Annotated in this window: 13 protein-coding genes and 1 pseudogene; all 14 read left to right on the forward strand. The window is 31.5% G+C overall.

Annotation, left to right across the window (positions count from 1 at the left end):
* Nucleotides 1-16: 16 nt before the first annotated feature.
* Entirely contained in the window at nt 17-721 is a 705-nt protein-coding gene (locus I6758_RS02950; protein ID WP_196603702.1) for a nucleotidyltransferase family protein, read from the forward strand.
* Entirely contained in the window at nt 718-1,194 is a 477-nt protein-coding gene (locus I6758_RS02955) for a D-glycero-alpha-D-manno-heptose-1,7-bisphosphate 7-phosphatase (protein ID WP_196603703.1), read from the forward strand. Before I6758_RS02950 ends, I6758_RS02955 begins: the two co-directional genes overlap by 4 nt.
* Before the next feature lie 100 nt (nt 1,195-1,294).
* Nucleotides 1,295-4,561, forward strand: coding sequence for a glycosyltransferase (locus tag I6758_RS02960; protein ID WP_196603704.1), 3,267 nt, complete (start codon nt 1,295-1,297; stop codon nt 4,559-4,561).
* A gap of 112 nt (nt 4,562-4,673) precedes the next feature.
* Nucleotides 4,674-5,456 (forward strand): ABC transporter permease, encoded by a 783-nt coding sequence (locus tag I6758_RS02965; RefSeq protein ID WP_196603705.1) that lies wholly within the window; start codon nt 4,674-4,676, stop codon nt 5,454-5,456.
* Between the two features lie 18 nt (nt 5,457-5,474).
* Nucleotides 5,475-7,265 (forward strand): ABC transporter ATP-binding protein, encoded by a 1,791-nt coding sequence (locus tag I6758_RS02970; RefSeq protein WP_196603706.1) that lies wholly within the window; start codon nt 5,475-5,477, stop codon nt 7,263-7,265.
* A 17-nt stretch (nt 7,266-7,282) separates the two neighbouring features.
* Nucleotides 7,283-8,137 (forward strand): SPASM domain-containing protein, encoded by an 855-nt coding sequence (locus tag I6758_RS02975; protein WP_196603707.1) that lies wholly within the window; start codon nt 7,283-7,285, stop codon nt 8,135-8,137.
* 94 nt (nt 8,138-8,231) lie between these two features.
* Entirely contained in the window at nt 8,232-9,287 is a 1,056-nt protein-coding gene (locus I6758_RS02980) for an IS30 family transposase (RefSeq protein WP_196603708.1), read from the forward strand.
* 99 nt (nt 9,288-9,386) lie between these two features.
* The gene (locus tag I6758_RS02985; RefSeq protein WP_196603709.1) at nt 9,387-9,821 is read left to right on the forward strand and encodes a hypothetical protein; all 435 of its coding nucleotides are present in this window, start codon (nt 9,387-9,389) and stop codon (nt 9,819-9,821) included.
* Between the two features lie 37 nt (nt 9,822-9,858).
* Nucleotides 9,859-11,958: a glycosyltransferase gene (locus tag I6758_RS02990; RefSeq protein WP_231038485.1), complete on the forward strand. Its 2,100-nt coding sequence runs from the start codon at nt 9,859-9,861 to the stop codon at nt 11,956-11,958.
* A 1-nt stretch (nt 11,959) separates the two neighbouring features.
* A complete protein-coding gene (locus I6758_RS02995) occupies nt 11,960-12,928 on the forward strand; it encodes a GDP-mannose 4,6-dehydratase (RefSeq protein ID WP_196603711.1) in 969 nt (322 codons plus the stop codon).
* 19 nt (nt 12,929-12,947) lie between these two features.
* Nucleotides 12,948-13,943: a GHMP family kinase ATP-binding protein gene (locus I6758_RS03000; protein ID WP_196603712.1), complete on the forward strand. Its 996-nt coding sequence runs from the start codon at nt 12,948-12,950 to the stop codon at nt 13,941-13,943.
* Between the two features lie 86 nt (nt 13,944-14,029).
* Nucleotides 14,030-15,541: a hypothetical protein gene (locus I6758_RS03005; protein ID WP_196603713.1), complete on the forward strand. Its 1,512-nt coding sequence runs from the start codon at nt 14,030-14,032 to the stop codon at nt 15,539-15,541.
* Nucleotides 15,542-15,635: 94 nt separating this feature from the next.
* A complete protein-coding gene (locus I6758_RS03010) occupies nt 15,636-16,691 on the forward strand; it encodes an IS30 family transposase (RefSeq protein ID WP_196603708.1) in 1,056 nt (351 codons plus the stop codon).
* A gap of 402 nt (nt 16,692-17,093) precedes the next feature.
* Nucleotides 17,094-17,222, forward strand: a pseudogene (locus tag I6758_RS15190) (helix-turn-helix domain-containing protein); the annotation flags it as partial.
* Nucleotides 17,223-17,262 lie beyond the last annotated feature (40 nt).

Genomic DNA, 17,262 nt, shown 5'->3' on the forward strand with positions numbered 1-17,262 from the left:
AAAGGGATAAAATCTTATGGAAACAATTATATTAGCAGGTGGTTTTGGAACTCGCTTACAGCGTACTATCAAGAATATACCAAAATCAATGGCACGTGTTAACAATAAGCCTTTTCTTGAATATATAATAAAAAATCTGATTAATAATGGTATTGATAAAATAATTTTGGCAGTAGGATATAAAAAAGAGAATATTATGGGTTATTTTGGAACCTCATATCAAAATATTCCTATCGATTATTCGATGGAAGAAGAGCCTCTTCTAACGGGGGGGGCTATAAAAAAAGCATTGAATATGACAACGGAAAAAGATGTGTTCATTGTAAATGGGGATACTTTTTTTGATATTGATTTCTCTGCAATGATAGATCTGCATTCTAAAAAAAATGCAGATCTGACTATTGCTGTAAAGAAAATGAAAAATTTCGATAGATATGGAACTATTGAAATAAAGGATTATAGAATAATTAAATTTAATGAAAAAAAGTATTGCGAATTAGGAATTATTAATGGGGGAATATATTGCATGAAAAGAACTTGTCTTAATGAAATAGAAAAGAAATCTTTTTCTATTGAAAGAGGATATATGGAGGGAAATTGTAAAAAGAAATATTTTTATGCCTTTGAAAGTGATAAATATTTTATAGATATAGGAATACCAGAAGACTATTATAAAGCTCAAATTGATTTTAAAAGTATTTTTAAAGGGACTACTATATGAATAGGGCGTTGTTCCTTGACAGGGATGGAACTATTAATATAGATAAAGGACATGTTTATCGGATTGAGGATTTTGAATTTATAAGTGGGATACCAGAATTTATAAAACAGTATAATAATAAAGAATACAAAGTAATTGTTATAACTAACCAGGCTGGAATAGCAAAAGGATATTTTACGGCAGAAGATGTTAATAAATTACATAAACACATTAATGAAGAATTAAATAAGATTGGAGCACATATAGATGCGTTCTATATGTGTCCACATCATCCCGATTATACAGGCGTTTGCAATTGCCGAAAGCCTAAGACAGGAATGATAGAACGGGCAATAAAAGAATTTAATATTAACGTATCACAGTCGATACTTTATGGAGATAAACCTTGGGATATAGAGTGCGGACTGAGGTGTGGAATAAAGTCGTATTATATAGACACTGTATTGTCTGATTTTAAAAATAAAATTTCATAAAAAATGGTACCTTTATCATTATAATGGTTTGTAATGTTAAATGATTTTTATTTTGTGTATGTATATGATTTTAGACATAATTAATTTGGAGGATTTATAGTTGATTATACAATCGCAGGCAGGAGAAAAAGTATATTCAGATGGAGATATAACTGAACATGAAATGTTGAAAATTGCTCAGAAGTATCCAGGTGAATTATCCCAAGATTATATCAGTAATAACAGTAAATACACAATAAATAATACTTTTTCGCCAGTAAGGCAAAATATTTTAAACTGGTATAATTTTAAAGAGGATGCAACTATATTGGAAGTTGGTGCGGGGATGGGGGCCTTAACAGGGCTTTTTTGTGATCGCTGTGCTAAAGTTACGGCGATAGAGATGAATGAAGTAAGGGCCGAAGTTATCCGCGAAAGATATAGAGATAGAAAAAATTTGACAGTGCTGTGTCAAAATATAAATACATGGGAGAATATAGAAAAATACGACTATGTTGTTTTTGTAGGAGTTTTGGAATATGCAGCTATTTTTCAAAATACTAAAACTCCACACTATGATTTTTTAGAAAACGTGAGAAGATTTTTAAAAAGTGATGGTGTTCTTTTATTTGCTATAGAAAATCGTTTCGGTTTGAAATATTGGAGTGGTGCAGCTGAAGATCATTTATGCAAGCCTTATGTCGGGATAGAAGGATATAAAGAACATGGTACAGCAGTTACGTTTTCTAAACAGGAATTGATAAACCTTTTAAAATCTACTGGTTTAATATATAATCGATTCTATTATGTTTTACCGGATTATAAGTTTCCGCAACTGATTTTTTCTGATGATTATAAACCAAATGGGCACGAACTTAGTAATGTACATTTTACTTACGGGGCGAATAGCAATTTATTATTTGATGAACGGAAACTTTATGAGGATATTGTAGAAAATAATGTAGCAGATTTTTTTGCAAATTCTTATTTAGTTGAAGCTAGTCTAACAGAATTATCGCGAAATCACACAGTATATGTTTCAGCCAGAAGTGAATGCAAAAAAAAGTATCGAATTATAACTCAGATCACTAGTTCAGGTATGGTAACTAAGAAGGCTGTAAATCGTGAGGCGTTAGGACATATACAGCAATTGTATAATAATACTTTGTTTTTAAAAAATAGAGGAATAAGAGTTTTAAGTCTTGATTTTAGAGACGATCATGTATCTTGCAAGGTATACAAAGGTATTAAAGCAGATGAAAAATTTGTTCATTATTTAAAGCAGAATGATTTTTTGTCAATGTGCAAAATGATTGATAGATTGAAAAATGCTATTTTAAAAAGTGCACCATATACAACAAAAGAAAATATTTTACTTAAATACAATTTATGTTCAAAGGTTGATGCAACTGATATTGTCTTAGAAAAAGGATTTATAGATATGACTTTTTATAATGCTTTTATTGAAGACGATAATCTTATTTTTTTCGATCAAGAATGGTGTGTTGAAAATGTACCTGTATCATTTATTTTATATTATGCTATAAAAAATGTTTATAAATTTGGCAAAAATAATACAGATATAAAGTTTAGTCAGTTATGCCAGTATGCAGGCATAAAAGTGCCTTATGAAATTTATGATAAGCTAGAAGTCATTATTTGGGATAGAGTACTTCAACGAACGGGTGATATATATGGTGCGGATGGATATTGTAATCAATATAAGAGAGAATTGACATTGGATTATAAATTAGATAAGTTAGATGATAAAATTAATAATTTGAATGGTGAAATTGACAGATTAATGTCTGAGAAAGCAGAATCTGAACGTGCTATAAATGAAATAAGATCTTCACGTGCGTGGCGTTTAATGCAGAAAATATGGCTGGTTAGAGATAAAGTTATTCCGTTACATAGTAAAAGGCGCTTGTTATTAAAATTATTTTATTGTACAATGCATAATCCAAAGATAATATTATCAAAGTTTACGATTAATAATATGAGAAAATTATTGTATTATATACGTTATGATTCTTTAGAAAACCATATATATTTTAATAGTAGTGTTACTAATAAATATAAGATAACTAAAGTGAATTTAAAACTTTTTCCCATTGCAGAATCTGATCGGTCAATATCTGTATATGAAAAATTGGAATTCCCAAAATTTGAGAATATAAAAGTTTCAATTATTATTCCTGTGTATAACCAATTTGGATATACATATAATTGTTTGCGATCTATATTACAAAATACAGGATTGGATATACCATATGAAGTTATTGTTGCTGATGATAATTCAACAGATTTAACTCAAATGATAGACAGTATATTGTTTAATGTACGAGTTATACATAATCATCCAAATTTGCAGTTTATAAGAAATTGTAATCAAGCTGTTGATTTTGTACGGGGAGAAAAAATATTTTTTCTTAATAATGATACGCAAGTACAGCCTGGTTGGTTAGCAGGATTAATAGAACTGATGGACAGGGATAGACAAATAGGGATGGTTGGATCAAAACTGGTCTATCCAACTGGTGAATTGCAGGAGGCTGGTGGAATTGTTTGGAGAGATGGAACTGCATGGAACTATGGAAGGTATGAAGATAGTAATTTACCTCAGTTTAATTATGTAAAAGAAGTTGATTATATTTCAGGTGCTGCGATAATGATTAGGAGAAAACTTTGGCAAGAGATCGGTGGATTTGACGAGCAATTCATTCCGGCGTATTGTGAGGATACAGATTTGGCATTTGAAGTACGGAAACGTGGATTCAAGGTAGTATATCAACCTAAATCTGTGGTCGTTCACTTTGAAGGTATGTCGAATGGTAAAAATACTGATCAAGGAATAAAACATTATCAAATAGAAAACCAAAAAAAGTTTTATCAAAAATGGAAAGTGCAATTAAGAAATTTTCATCAAAGAAATGCAGTCAATGTATTTCAAGCAAGAGACAGAAGTATGGGAAAAAAAACTATTTTACTTATGTGTCATGATAACACAATAGAAAAAGATACTTTGCAATTATTACCCCGACTGGGATATAATGTGAAACTTTGGATCAATGAGGGGCAAGCCAAGGATTGTATAAAAGACAATGTAAGACAAACTGGAATTGAAGTTTTAATTGGAAATAAAGATTATATTTATAATTGGCTGCAGAAAAATAAAAAATATATAGATGTTGTTTTTTGGATTGAAGAAAATGTTTCAAAAGAAAAACTGGCCTTTTTTAGAAAAAAAATACATGCGAAATTTATAGGTTATAGCGATAAATCTGATGAATGCAATGATTGTTTTGACGACGTTGTAGTGTTGGACGAAATGAATAAAATATCAGAAGAACAAAAAGTGACTTTATGGGAAAAATATTTTAGCTGAGGTATTTTATCATATGAATATATAAGGAATCAGATATAAAAAATATGGATATAGTTTGAGTTGAAATTACTTGCGAAATAGTTTAATCTATAAAAATTTTTGAGGTGATTATATGCAGGTGGTAGCTTATTTAAAAAAGGGTTATAAATACAAATGGTTATTATATGAATTAGTAAATAGAGACTTGAAAATAAAATATAGAAGATCAATCTTAGGTTATTTGTGGAGTTTATTAAATCCTTTATTGATGATGGCAATACTAACGATAGTATTCTCCAGTTTTTTTCGCTTTGATATTCCTAATTATCCTGTATATCTCCTATGTGGGCAACTTATTTATGGATTTTTTAGTGAATCCAGTAATATAGCAATGAATTCAGTAATAAACAATAGCAGCCTTATAAAAAAAGTATATATGCCTAAATATATTTTTCCCGTTGCAACGATAGTGTCTGCTTTTGTAAATTATTTTTTTTCTCTTTTAGCGCTTATGATAGTAATGCTTGTGACAAAGGTAAAATTAACAATGGCGCTTTTTCTCGTACCGTTGCCTCTACTCTATATTTTATTTTTTTCTTTAGGTATTGGAATGTTATTGTCAACATTAGCTGTTTTTTTTAGGGATATTGTTCATTTATATGGTGTGTTGCTGACTGGTTGGATGTATTTAACACCAATCTTTTATCCAATGAGCATGGTACCAGAGTTTGTGAGGAAAATAATATATTTAAATCCGCTATATTATTTTATTGAGATTTTTCGAGAAATTGTACTTTATGGGCGAATCCCTTCTTTATCTTTACATATAATTTGCATTGTTTTAATGTGCTGCAGTCTATTTTTGGGATTATATGTGTTTAAAAAGAATCAGGATCGGTTTATTTTATATTTCTAGAAATAAGGAGAATTTGTGGTGTCAGAATACGCAATTGAAGTAAATAATGTTTCCATGTGTTTTAATTTGGCAAAAGAAAAGGTGGATAATTTAAAAGAATTATTCATAAAAAAACTTCATGGTAATTTGTCTTTTGACAAATTTTATGCAATAAATGATCTGTCCTTTAAGATAAGAAAAGGTGAGTCCTTTGCCATTGTGGGATCTAATGGCTCAGGAAAATCTACTATACTGAAAATTATATCCGGTATATTGAAACCAACAAGGGGAAACGTGGAAGTTCATGGCTCCATTGCTCCCATGATTGAATTGGGTTCCGGATTCGACATGGATTTAACAGCAAGAGAGAATATCTTTTTAAATGGTGCCGTTTTAGGTTATTCACATGAATTTATGCAGGATCATTTTAATGAAATTATAGAGTTTTCCGAGCTGGGGGATTTTATAGATGTGCCTGTAAAAAATTTTTCATCGGGAATGGTGGCACGACTTGGTTTTGCAATTATGACTATTGTTAAACCTGACATCCTTATTGTAGATGAGATACTTTCCGTTGGGGACCAATACTTCAAACAAAAAAGTGAACGACGCATGCGTGAACTTATGGCTGGAGGTACAACAATTGTACTCGTTTCACATTCCATGGAACAGGTATGTAAAATTTGCGATAAGGCTATTTGGCTGGAGAAGGGTATACTTCGTTGTTCTGGAAGTGTAGATGAAGTTTATGGACATTATTTAGGAGAACTGTACAAGAAGAGGCAAAGCACATCCGTCCGTGTCGGTGATAAAAAAACTTTCAGGCAGGCACAGATATTGTCAGAAGAGGAATACTTGACCCAAAATAAGGAAGTTACTTCCTGTAAATCCAAGAATGTAAAGGTGACCGGTGATGTAATGATGGCAGATATGACAAGAGGTAATGATAAATATGAAACGAGACTATATTCTCCTACCTATATAACGAAAGTTTTTTGTGGGGGAGAATTTTATTATTTCATTGTTGATTCACTCCATCACAGAGTTATTTTCAATCGAAGTATTGATGAGCCTATAGAAAAATGGAAGACTATAGCAGCTGATATTGCTACACCCGTGACAGTCGCTTGTGATGGTGATTTAATTATTTTAAATGAATCTGGATATGGAAATTTACGTGTATATAAATACATATATAAGGATATATTTAATTACTCGCAATGTATCTCTGGCATTATTGGTGCGAGAAATGTGATTTTTGATAAGACAACTAAAACGTTTTATGAATTAAACATGCAAGGAAATATTTTATGGATGTTAAAAAATGATGATGGTTATGTATCAGTTAGAAAAAAATTTTCTATTGATACAATAAAAAACTTATATATTCGTTCGATTAGAATTTTGGATGGAGTTATGTGGATAGTAGCAAATAATGGAATAATATTTTCCTTGAATTATATAGATAATACATTTGAATTGCTGGAGCGCCACGATGTATCAAATGTAATCTCGGATTTAAATGATATATTTCAGTTTGATAATTATTTTTATTTGACCAGTGGTGATGGACGCTGTATTAGATTTCGTAATATGCGAGAATTAGTTGTAAAAAATTACGAAAATCTGACAAAAGCATTATTGATAGATGGTATTCCATATCGATTTGAGTTCTTTGACAATAGAATTTTTTTATCAATAATGCATCAATCATCAAAGATAATTTCTTTTAAATTAAAAAATGATATTATCCAAGATGTAGAAAAAATATTTGATTTTGGACAAGCTAATAAGGCTGACATCCTGAGATTTTGCTGTTATCCTGGATAAAAGGAGAGATACTTATAATGATAGATTCAGTGAAAAAATTTATAAAGCATAAGATTTTTCGTATGAAAAATTTTGAAAAAAATAAAGATGAATTAGAAGCAGTTTTGTTGCGAGTTACACAGGAAAAAGAAAATCAAGCTAAAGAATTGGATCGTCTATATAAAGGGTGCATAAGTTTAAATGAAGAAATTAATTTTCTTAAATTTAGAAATGGTACGCTGAAAGAATTGCATTACCAAACAACTGAAGAAAATTGGAATCATGATGGAAGTTTAAAAAAATATTGTTGTATTTATCCATTTAACAGAATAGAAATTTTAGAAAATGGCGAGATTTATAATTGTTGTAGCGGATATATTATGCATGATTATTATATAGGTAACATTTATAAAGATTCATTAAAAGATGTATGGAACTCAGATAAAGTTAAAAAATTGCGTTTCTCTGTGGCTAGTGGAAACTTTGAATTTTGTAATCGCTTTTGCAGATGGATTAATCATTTTAATGATAATTTTGGGGAGTTTCAAAAACAATATAGTAACTATTTTGATATGCCAATCGTATTAAGGGAATCTTTTAGAAATACGTATAATTCATGGAAGGATTGTACAGTGAAAAAATTTCCAGAAATAATACAATTAACTTGTGATCCAACGTGTAACTTGAAATGTCCTTCATGCAGATCACATTATAAAGCGTTAAGTAAAGAAAAAATTGATGATTTATATAATGTTTTAATAGAAAAAGTTTATCCATTATTGCAAGATTGTAAGCTTTTATGTGGATTAATGAGCGGAGAATTTTTTGCAAGCAGGGTAATGAAACGTTTTTATCAACATATAAATAAAAAAAATTGGTTGATTGTAAAATGAAAATGAACAGTTAGCAAAAAGTCCACAGTGACTTTTCTTTAAATGGTAAAATGGAGTTCTCACAGCACCATTAACCAAAGAGGAGACAATCACTATGGACTGCCATAATTATATCACAGTATTCCCTGAACGAAAACGTGGTCAGCATTTGGGACGGGAAGAACGCGGAGCGATCCAGCAACTAAACAAGCAAGGATACTCTCTGCGGGCAATCGCCCGAGAAATCAATTGTTCGCCAAGTACTATCATGTATGAATTGCGCCGCGGTACACCGCTGCGCAAAAGCCATAGAGGACGTACACCGGAGTACAGCGCCAAACGAGGTCTTGCAGTATATGAAATGAATCGAATGAAGTGCAAAAGGCCGCATTATATCACACATTGCTCAGATTTTGTTAAGTGGGTGGTTGCGCAAGTTAGGGCAAAAAAGTGGTCGTTAGACGCTTGCGTCGGTCATGCGCGCCTGCACCAGCTCTTTGCTGATAAAGAAATGGTATGCACGAAGACCCTATATAACGAAATGGCTGCTGGTAATTTGCCGCTATCGCTGTTCGAGCTGCCTGAAATTCTAAAGCGAAAGCAAAACAAAAAAGGAACCCGAAAGCATAAACGTCTGAAAGGTCGCAGCATTGACGAACGTCCTGACATCGTAGATTTACGCACGGAATTCGGCCATTGGGAAGCTGACACGGTGATTGGCAGAAAAAAAGGCAGAGAAGCTGCTGTTTTAACTCTGATTGAGCGTGTTACAAACAATTACCTGGCTATTCGCATTCCTGGTAAAAACAGTGAGTCTGTCATGGCTGCGATGAAAGAACTACACGCTGAATATGGTGAGCGTTTCAGTTCTGTTTTCAAAACCATTACAACCGATAATGGCTCTGAATTCGAGGAATTTTCCAAGATTGAAGCCTGGGGTTCCAGTGTTTATTATGCACATCCTTACTCCTCTTGGGAGCGACCAGTAAATGAACGGCACAACGGCTTCTTGCGTCAATATATTCCAAAGGGCGTTTCGATTGAGAAATATACTTATGAAGATATATTACATTTTGCCGATGAATTGAATAGCCGTCCGCGCAAGCGACTTGCCTACCAGACACCGGAAGAATTGTTCGACGCTTTTCTCGATAAACTTTATATTGCCTGAGATCATCGGCATTTTACCAAAGTGTTCAATTTGCTATTGCAATTTACGAATAAAAAAAATTTTCCAAATATGAAGTTGTTTTTTAGAATAAATGGACAATTGATTAATGAACAAACATGGCAAGAACTTTCCAATTTGCATGGAATGCCAATATATTTTTCAATCTCAGTTGATGCTGCAAGATCAGAAACTTATGAAAAAATAAGACTCGGTGGTAAATGGGATGTACTGATAAAGAATCTTTCTTTTCTAATGATGCTGCGATTAAAAGGTGAGGTAAAATATATTCAGTTAAGTTTTGTGATACAAAAAGCGAATTATAATGAACTGATAGATTTTTTGAATTTAGCAGTGCGTTTGAAGGTAGATGCTATAGAGCTACAAAGAATAGGAAACTGGGGAACATATACAGAAACCGAATATTTCGAAATGGATGTGCTAAATAAAGAAAATCCTTGCTATAAAGAGGCGTGGAAAATGGTGCAAAATATATTGAGACAAAAGAAAATAACTGTTATCAATAATGTTGAATAAGAAATAATGTATTTAAAGGAGAAAGAATAGTGTGAGAATGCTTCTTACAATATTGAAAAATATAGATAGGTATAAGATAGAGAAATTTTTTCTTTATTGCCGTACAGAATCTATTTCTTCTGTAATTGGAAGAATAAAGAATTATATAAATCAATACGATGAAGAAAAATTACAAGAAACATTAATTTTAACACCACCCCAAAAATTAAAGAATTATGCAGTATTAGTTGCTGAGAGAGCGGATAATCCTTTAGTGTCAATTGTCATTTTTGTTGATAATCAATGGGAATACACATATAATTGTATAAAAAAAATTATAGAAAATACGATTGAAGTAGATTATGAAATTATTATTGCCGATAATTGTTCAATGGATAAGACGAAACAAATAGATAAATATGTTAAAAATGTAATTGTAAGTCGTAGCAATGAAAAAAAAGGTTTTTCATGTGTTTGCAATAAAGCGGTAGAAAAGGCAAAAGGGCAATATATACAGATTTTAAGCCAAAGAACAAGCGTACAAAAAAATTGGCTAGTACAACTTATAAAATTGGCAGGGCGTGATTTCCATGTTGGAATTATTGGACCAAAGATGATTTATCCAACAGGTAAAGTGGAAGCTGCAGGTGGTATTGTTTGGAAGGATGGAAGTTTATTAAAATATGGGAATTTAGGTGATCGAGAAAGGAGTGAATATAATTATGTAAAGGAATCAGATTATATTTCTTTTACGGCGTTATTAATGAAAAAGGATCTTTGGATACAGCTTAATGGCTTTGATGAACAATATAAATTAGATGAATATAGCAGCGCTGATCTAGCCTTTGAAGCTCGAAAAAAAGGATTTAAAGTAGTGTATCAACCTTTGTCAGAAGTGATTCGTTTTGACTTAAATAATGTTTTGAATGATAATATGGAGAAGATAAGTCGACAAAAATTTTTCAGGAAATGGAGAGAGGTTTTACAAGTTAAATATTATCCATATAAACAAAATGAATTTCTTGCAAGGGATTGTAGTCGGAAGAAAGACACAATTTTAGTTATCGATCATTATGTGCCCACCTTTGATAAGGATGCAGGGAGTCGTACCGTTTATCAATATGTTAAATGTTTAGTGAAATTAGGCTATAATGTAAAATTTATGGGAGATAATTTTTATCGCTCAGAACCATATACAACCTGCTTTCAACAATTAGGAGTAGAAGTTTTATACGGTAGTTATTATTTTAAAAATTGGCGAAAATGGTTTTTAACTAATGTTAAAAATATAAATTATATATTTCTGAATCGGCCACATATTAGCATAAAGTATATTGATTTTGTTAAAAAAAATTCTAATGCAAAAGTAATTTATTATGGACACGATTTGCATTTTTTACGTGAATGGAGAGAATATTTAATTACTAAAAATGAAATGTTGAAGAGATCTTCAGAACAGTGGCGCCGTCGTGAATTAGATATTATGAGAAAAACAGATGTGATATTTACTTTAAGTACTGATGAGCAAGTGATAATAAATAAAATGTTAAATAATAAGAAAGCTGTTATTATGCCAGTATTTTGTTTTAAATTTAAAAATAAAATGAAATATAAAATCAAGGAAAGAAAGGATATTTTATTTGTTGGGGGATTTAACCATAGGCCAAATGAAAATGCAGTTGTTTGGTTTATGGAAAATATATGGCCACAGATTATTAAAGAAATACCAGAGTGTAGATTTATAATAGCTGGGTCTAATCCTACAGATAAGATAAAAACATTTGCAAATGATCGACATGTAGTAGTAACCGGGTATATTTCAGATGAAAAGTTGATGGAATACTACCAACAATGTCGTATAAGTGTAATTCCATTGAGATATGGGGCTGGGGTAAAGGGTAAAATTATAGAAGCAATGTATTATCAAATTGCAGTTGTATCAACTTCAATAGGAACAGAAGGGCTTCCTGATATAGATGACTATATAAACAGTTATGATAAAGCAGAAGATTTTTCGAAAGCAGTTATAGACTTATATAAAGACGAAAATAAATTACAGTGTTTAGAACATAAATATGCAGAATATATACAGAAATATTTTATGGAAGATCGATTGGCAAAATTGCTAAGTAAATATTTTTCAAAGGAGATAGAATAATATGGTAGTTATGATCACAGGCGCAGGTGGTATGGTAGGTTCACATATGGTAGATTATTTTTACAATGCAAATGTAGATAAGGTGGTTGGAACTTATTATAGACCAACAACTGATATTATGGATATTCAAGGGAAAGCCGAGCTTTTAGAGTGCGATATTCGCTATTTTACAAATGTGTACGATATTGTAAAAAAATATTTGCCAACTCAAATTTATCATTTAGCAGCACAAAGTTATCCAGCTATTTCGTGGGATAAACCGCAAGAAACAATGGAAATTAATATTACAGGTACAATAAATCTTTTTGAAGCGATTCGGAGAATAAAAAAGGAAAATCAAGATTATGTTCCTACAGTCGTCGTTGCTTGTTCTAGTGCCGAATATGGTAATTCCCTGTTAAATTGTAATAAACCAGTGGATGAGAACGTGGCGTTGTTACCATTGCACCCATATGGTATTAGTAAAGTAGGACAAGATTTATTATCTTACCAATATTACATTAATTTTGGAATTCATACAGTTCGGGCAAGAATATTTAACACAACTGGTCCAAGAAAGGTAAATGATGTTTGTGCTGATTTTACAAAGAGAATTGTTTTGATGGAGAATACAAGTAATAATGTCACAAATAAATTACGTGTCGGGAATTTGGAGACCTTTAGGGCTATTACAGATGTTAGAGATCTTGTGAACGCGTTAATTCTTTTAGCAGAAAAAGGAAAAGCTGGAGAGGTATATAACATCAGTGGTAAAAGTATTTATAAAATAAGAGACATTATCGACATTATACGCAGACATACTGATATTCAATTTGATATTGAAATTGACAAGGCGTTGTTGCGTTTGACTGATGAAAAAGTAATTTGCGGAAATAGTGATAAATTGTATAAAGAAACTTCTTGGAAGCAAAAATATGATTTAGAAACGACGATCGTGGATATGCTTGACTATTGGCGAAAAAAATTATGAGAAAAGACGGTGAAGTAATATGATTATAACAAGAACACCATTTAGAATGTCGTTTTTTGGTGGCGGAACCGATATAGCATCTTTTTACAAAATATATGGAGGTGCTGTCCTTTCTTCAAGCTTTGATAAATATTGTTATGTAAATATACGCCATTTACCTAAATTTTTTAATTATAGGACACATTTGACTTATTCAAAAACAGAATCTGTAAATTCTTATGATGAAATAAACCATCCGCTGATTCGTGAAGCGATGAAATATCTTGATATGCATGATATTCGTCTGATGTACGATGCGGATTTGCCTGCACGCACAGGGTTGGGTACAAGTAGTTCTTTTGCAGTAGGTCTTTTGAACGCTTTTTATGCATTAAAAGGAAAGCGTGTTGATAAAAAACGCTTATCTGATGAAGCTATTTATTTGGAACGTGTACTTTGCAAAGAGGCTGGAGGAATTCAAGATCAGATTGCTGCTTCCTATGGTGGATTAAATAGGATTGATATTACTAGTAATGGATATATTGTCAGTCCTATTATTATATCCAATCAGCGTAAGAAGGAATTGAATGAAAATCTTATGTTGTTTTTCACCGGATTTACCAGATTTTCAGCAGATATACAAAAAAAGACGGGGGAAAATATTAATAAAAAAATAGAACAGTTAAAAGAAATGAAGCAGATGGTAGATGAAGCAGAACATATTTTAACTTCTAAAATGAATCTAAATGAATTTGGGAAGTTATTACATTATTCATGGACATTAAAACGTGATTTATCAGAAAGTATATCTACAGACGCAATTGATGATATTTATAAAAAAGCGAGAGAGGCCGGGGCTATAGGAGGAAAATTACTTGGTGCTGGAGGTGGTGGATTTTTACTGTTTTATGTAGAAAGGGAGTGTAAGAACAACGTATTGAATGTTCTAAAAAATTTATTGCATGTTCCGATTGAATTTGAAAATAATGGAACACAAGTTGTTTATTATACGGCGGAAGATTATAATTTGGAATAAATAAGAAATAAATTTGTAAATTCAATATGTAAAGTAATGCCCTTTAACCATTATAGATAAGAGTGGTGTAATAAATGGAGGAACACATGATTGATTTTCATAAACTCTTTGATAAAAAGCAAATACCAATGATATTATTAATATTTATTATCTTATCAATGCATTCAATTCTTATACAGGGATGTGTAGTAAATGATGCATTATTACACTATATTAATAGAGAACATGGATTATTAAATGTGATTTATCAACAATTTTTAATTGATCTTAATCAAGGAAGACCATTAAGGTTGGCGGTAATTAATTGGGCTTTTGATAATATAAGCAAAAATTTTTATATTTCTAGGTTTATCCAAATAGGAATATTAATAAGTAATTTGTTTTTATTTGGATATTTTCTAAAGAGAATATTTAATAATATATATTTTTCTTATTTAGTAATATTTTTATTTTGCTTATTTTTACCAATTACTTTTGAACATGCGCTTCCAAATGTATATATTGGATTAGTTGGAATGCCAATAAATTATTTATTATTATCTCTAATTTTTTTTGATAAATATTTCGATAATAGAAAAAGATATCGATTATTCATTGTGTCAATGTTTTTTTGGTTCTTAGCGGTATTAAGTTTTGAATTTATGGTTACTTTTGTTTGTTTATTTCCGATCATAAATAAATATAAGACTGGTAGATGGATAGGAATAAATAAAATAACAATAATTCCAGTGCTAATAGTATTCTGGTATATTACGACATGGATTATTTTAACTAAAATATATATATCTCATTATAGTGGAACGCAAATAGATAATATTTGGTCAGCTAAAAATCATATAGATATTTTATATCAATTATTTAAAAGTTCTTTACCAGGATATTTTATTTTTAATGATAAATATGCATACATATATAAATTATGTGGAGATATAATTCCTAGTAATGATGATTCATCTTTAGTGTCTAGAATCCAAAGCATCATTTTAAATATGGGAAATATAAAAATCATATTAGAAGCTATAGTTGCAATAATAATTTTTTTTAAATACTATTATTTTTTAAAAGACGATGAAAATAATAGTATGCGTTTTTCTCTTAAATATATAATAGTGGCAATCGTGTATTTATTTTTACCAGCATTGCCATATGCCATAGCTAGAATGTATCAAGGACGAGTAAACGCAACAGACTATATTTCATTGACAGCAAGTTATCCAATATATTTTAGCATGATATTTTTATTTTCATATATTATTTGGCACATAATAAAAAAATTAAAAATAGGGTATATAAAAATAATATTAATGTTGTTGATTTGCTTTTATGGAATGTTAATACAAACAATGAATAATACTTTCGCTATTGAGCAACAATCTATTTTTAGCAGAATTACTAATATAGAAAGTTTATTTGAAACACGCGCATTAAGAAATATTACAGAGAAAAGTATATGTTCTTTTGATTTATATCAAACGCAAATGTCCCTATCAGTTTCTCAAAAAAATTTAAATGATTTAGTGAAGTTACATGGCTGTAATTTCACTATAGAAAATTATAATGATAATAATAAAATAACTTTATGGTTGATTGTAAAATGAAAATGAACAGTTAGCAAAAAGTCCACAGTGACTTTTCTTTAAATGGTAAAATGGAGTTCTCACAGCACCATTAACCAAAGAGGAGACAATCACTATGGACTGCCATAATTATATCACAGTATTCCCTGAACGAAAACGTGGTCAGCATTTGGGACGGGAAGAACGCGGAGCGATCCAGCAACTAAACAAGCAAGGATACTCTCTGCGGGCAATCGCCCGAGAAATCAATTGTTCGCCAAGTACTATCATGTATGAATTGCGCCGCGGTACACCGCTGCGCAAAAGCCATAGAGGACGTACACCGGAGTACAGCGCCAAACGAGGTCTTGCAGTATATGAAATGAATCGAATGAAGTGCAAAAGGCCGCATTATATCACACATTGCTCAGATTTTGTTAAGTGGGTGGTTGCGCAAGTTAGGGCAAAAAAGTGGTCGTTAGACGCTTGCGTCGGTCATGCGCGCCTGCACCAGCTCTTTGCTGATAAAGAAATGGTATGCACGAAGACCCTATATAACGAAATGGCTGCTGGTAATTTGCCGCTATCGCTGTTCGAGCTGCCTGAAATTCTAAAGCGAAAGCAAAACAAAAAAGGAACCCGAAAGCATAAACGTCTGAAAGGTCGCAGCATTGACGAACGTCCTGACATCGTAGATTTACGCACGGAATTCGGCCATTGGGAAGCTGACACGGTGATTGGCAGAAAAAAAGGCAGAGAAGCTGCTGTTTTAACTCTGATTGAGCGTGTTACAAACAATTACCTGGCTATTCGCATTCCTGGTAAAAACAGTGAGTCTGTCATGGCTGCGATGAAAGAACTACACGCTGAATATGGTGAGCGTTTCAGTTCTGTTTTCAAAACCATTACAACCGATAATGGCTCTGAATTCGAGGAATTTTCCAAGATTGAAGCCTGGGGTTCCAGTGTTTATTATGCACATCCTTACTCCTCTTGGGAGCGACCAGTAAATGAACGGCACAACGGCTTCTTGCGTCAATATATTCCAAAGGGCGTTTCGATTGAGAAATATACTTATGAAGATATATTACATTTTGCCGATGAATTGAATAGCCGTCCGCGCAAGCGACTTGCCTACCAGACACCGGAAGAATTGTTCGACGCTTTTCTCGATAAACTTTATATTGCCTGAGATCATCGGCATTTTACCAAAGTGTTCAATTTGCTATTGCAATTTACGAAAATAACTTTATATATACTTGAAAATAATATTTTTATTGTAAGAAATAAAGATATAATAAAAGTTTTTTCAAAATATTATCTTGCAGGAGATCATTCAGTAAAAATATCAGCAAATAATTATATCAATGGTGATTTTAAAAACTATATTATCGATGGTGAATTTTACTGTTATACTTTTAATTTTGAGGATGGAGTTCTAAATAATATGTAGTGGTTTATTGTAAAATGAAATACAACAGAAAAAATAAACAACCAAAGTGAGAAACCGAGTATGATAAAGATGACGAAATCCAATCATAAGGAGGTTTTCACTATGGCTGTTTAAAACACATCCACGTCATCTTTTAAACATCTAAGACTTGATGAGAGAGGAGAAATTTGTGCACTGCTACATGAAGGACATTCACTACGCTATATTGCTCAGCAAATAAATCGCAGCTCCAGCACGATAGCATATAATAAAGTTCGCAAAAGAGAATAGGAAAAACCATCGGTAACTCCGAAAAAGGTAAGTGACCAAA

It is taken from the genome of Pectinatus haikarae (assembly GCF_015732185.1).
Classification (GTDB): domain Bacteria; phylum Bacillota; class Negativicutes; order Selenomonadales; family Selenomonadaceae; genus Pectinatus; species Pectinatus haikarae.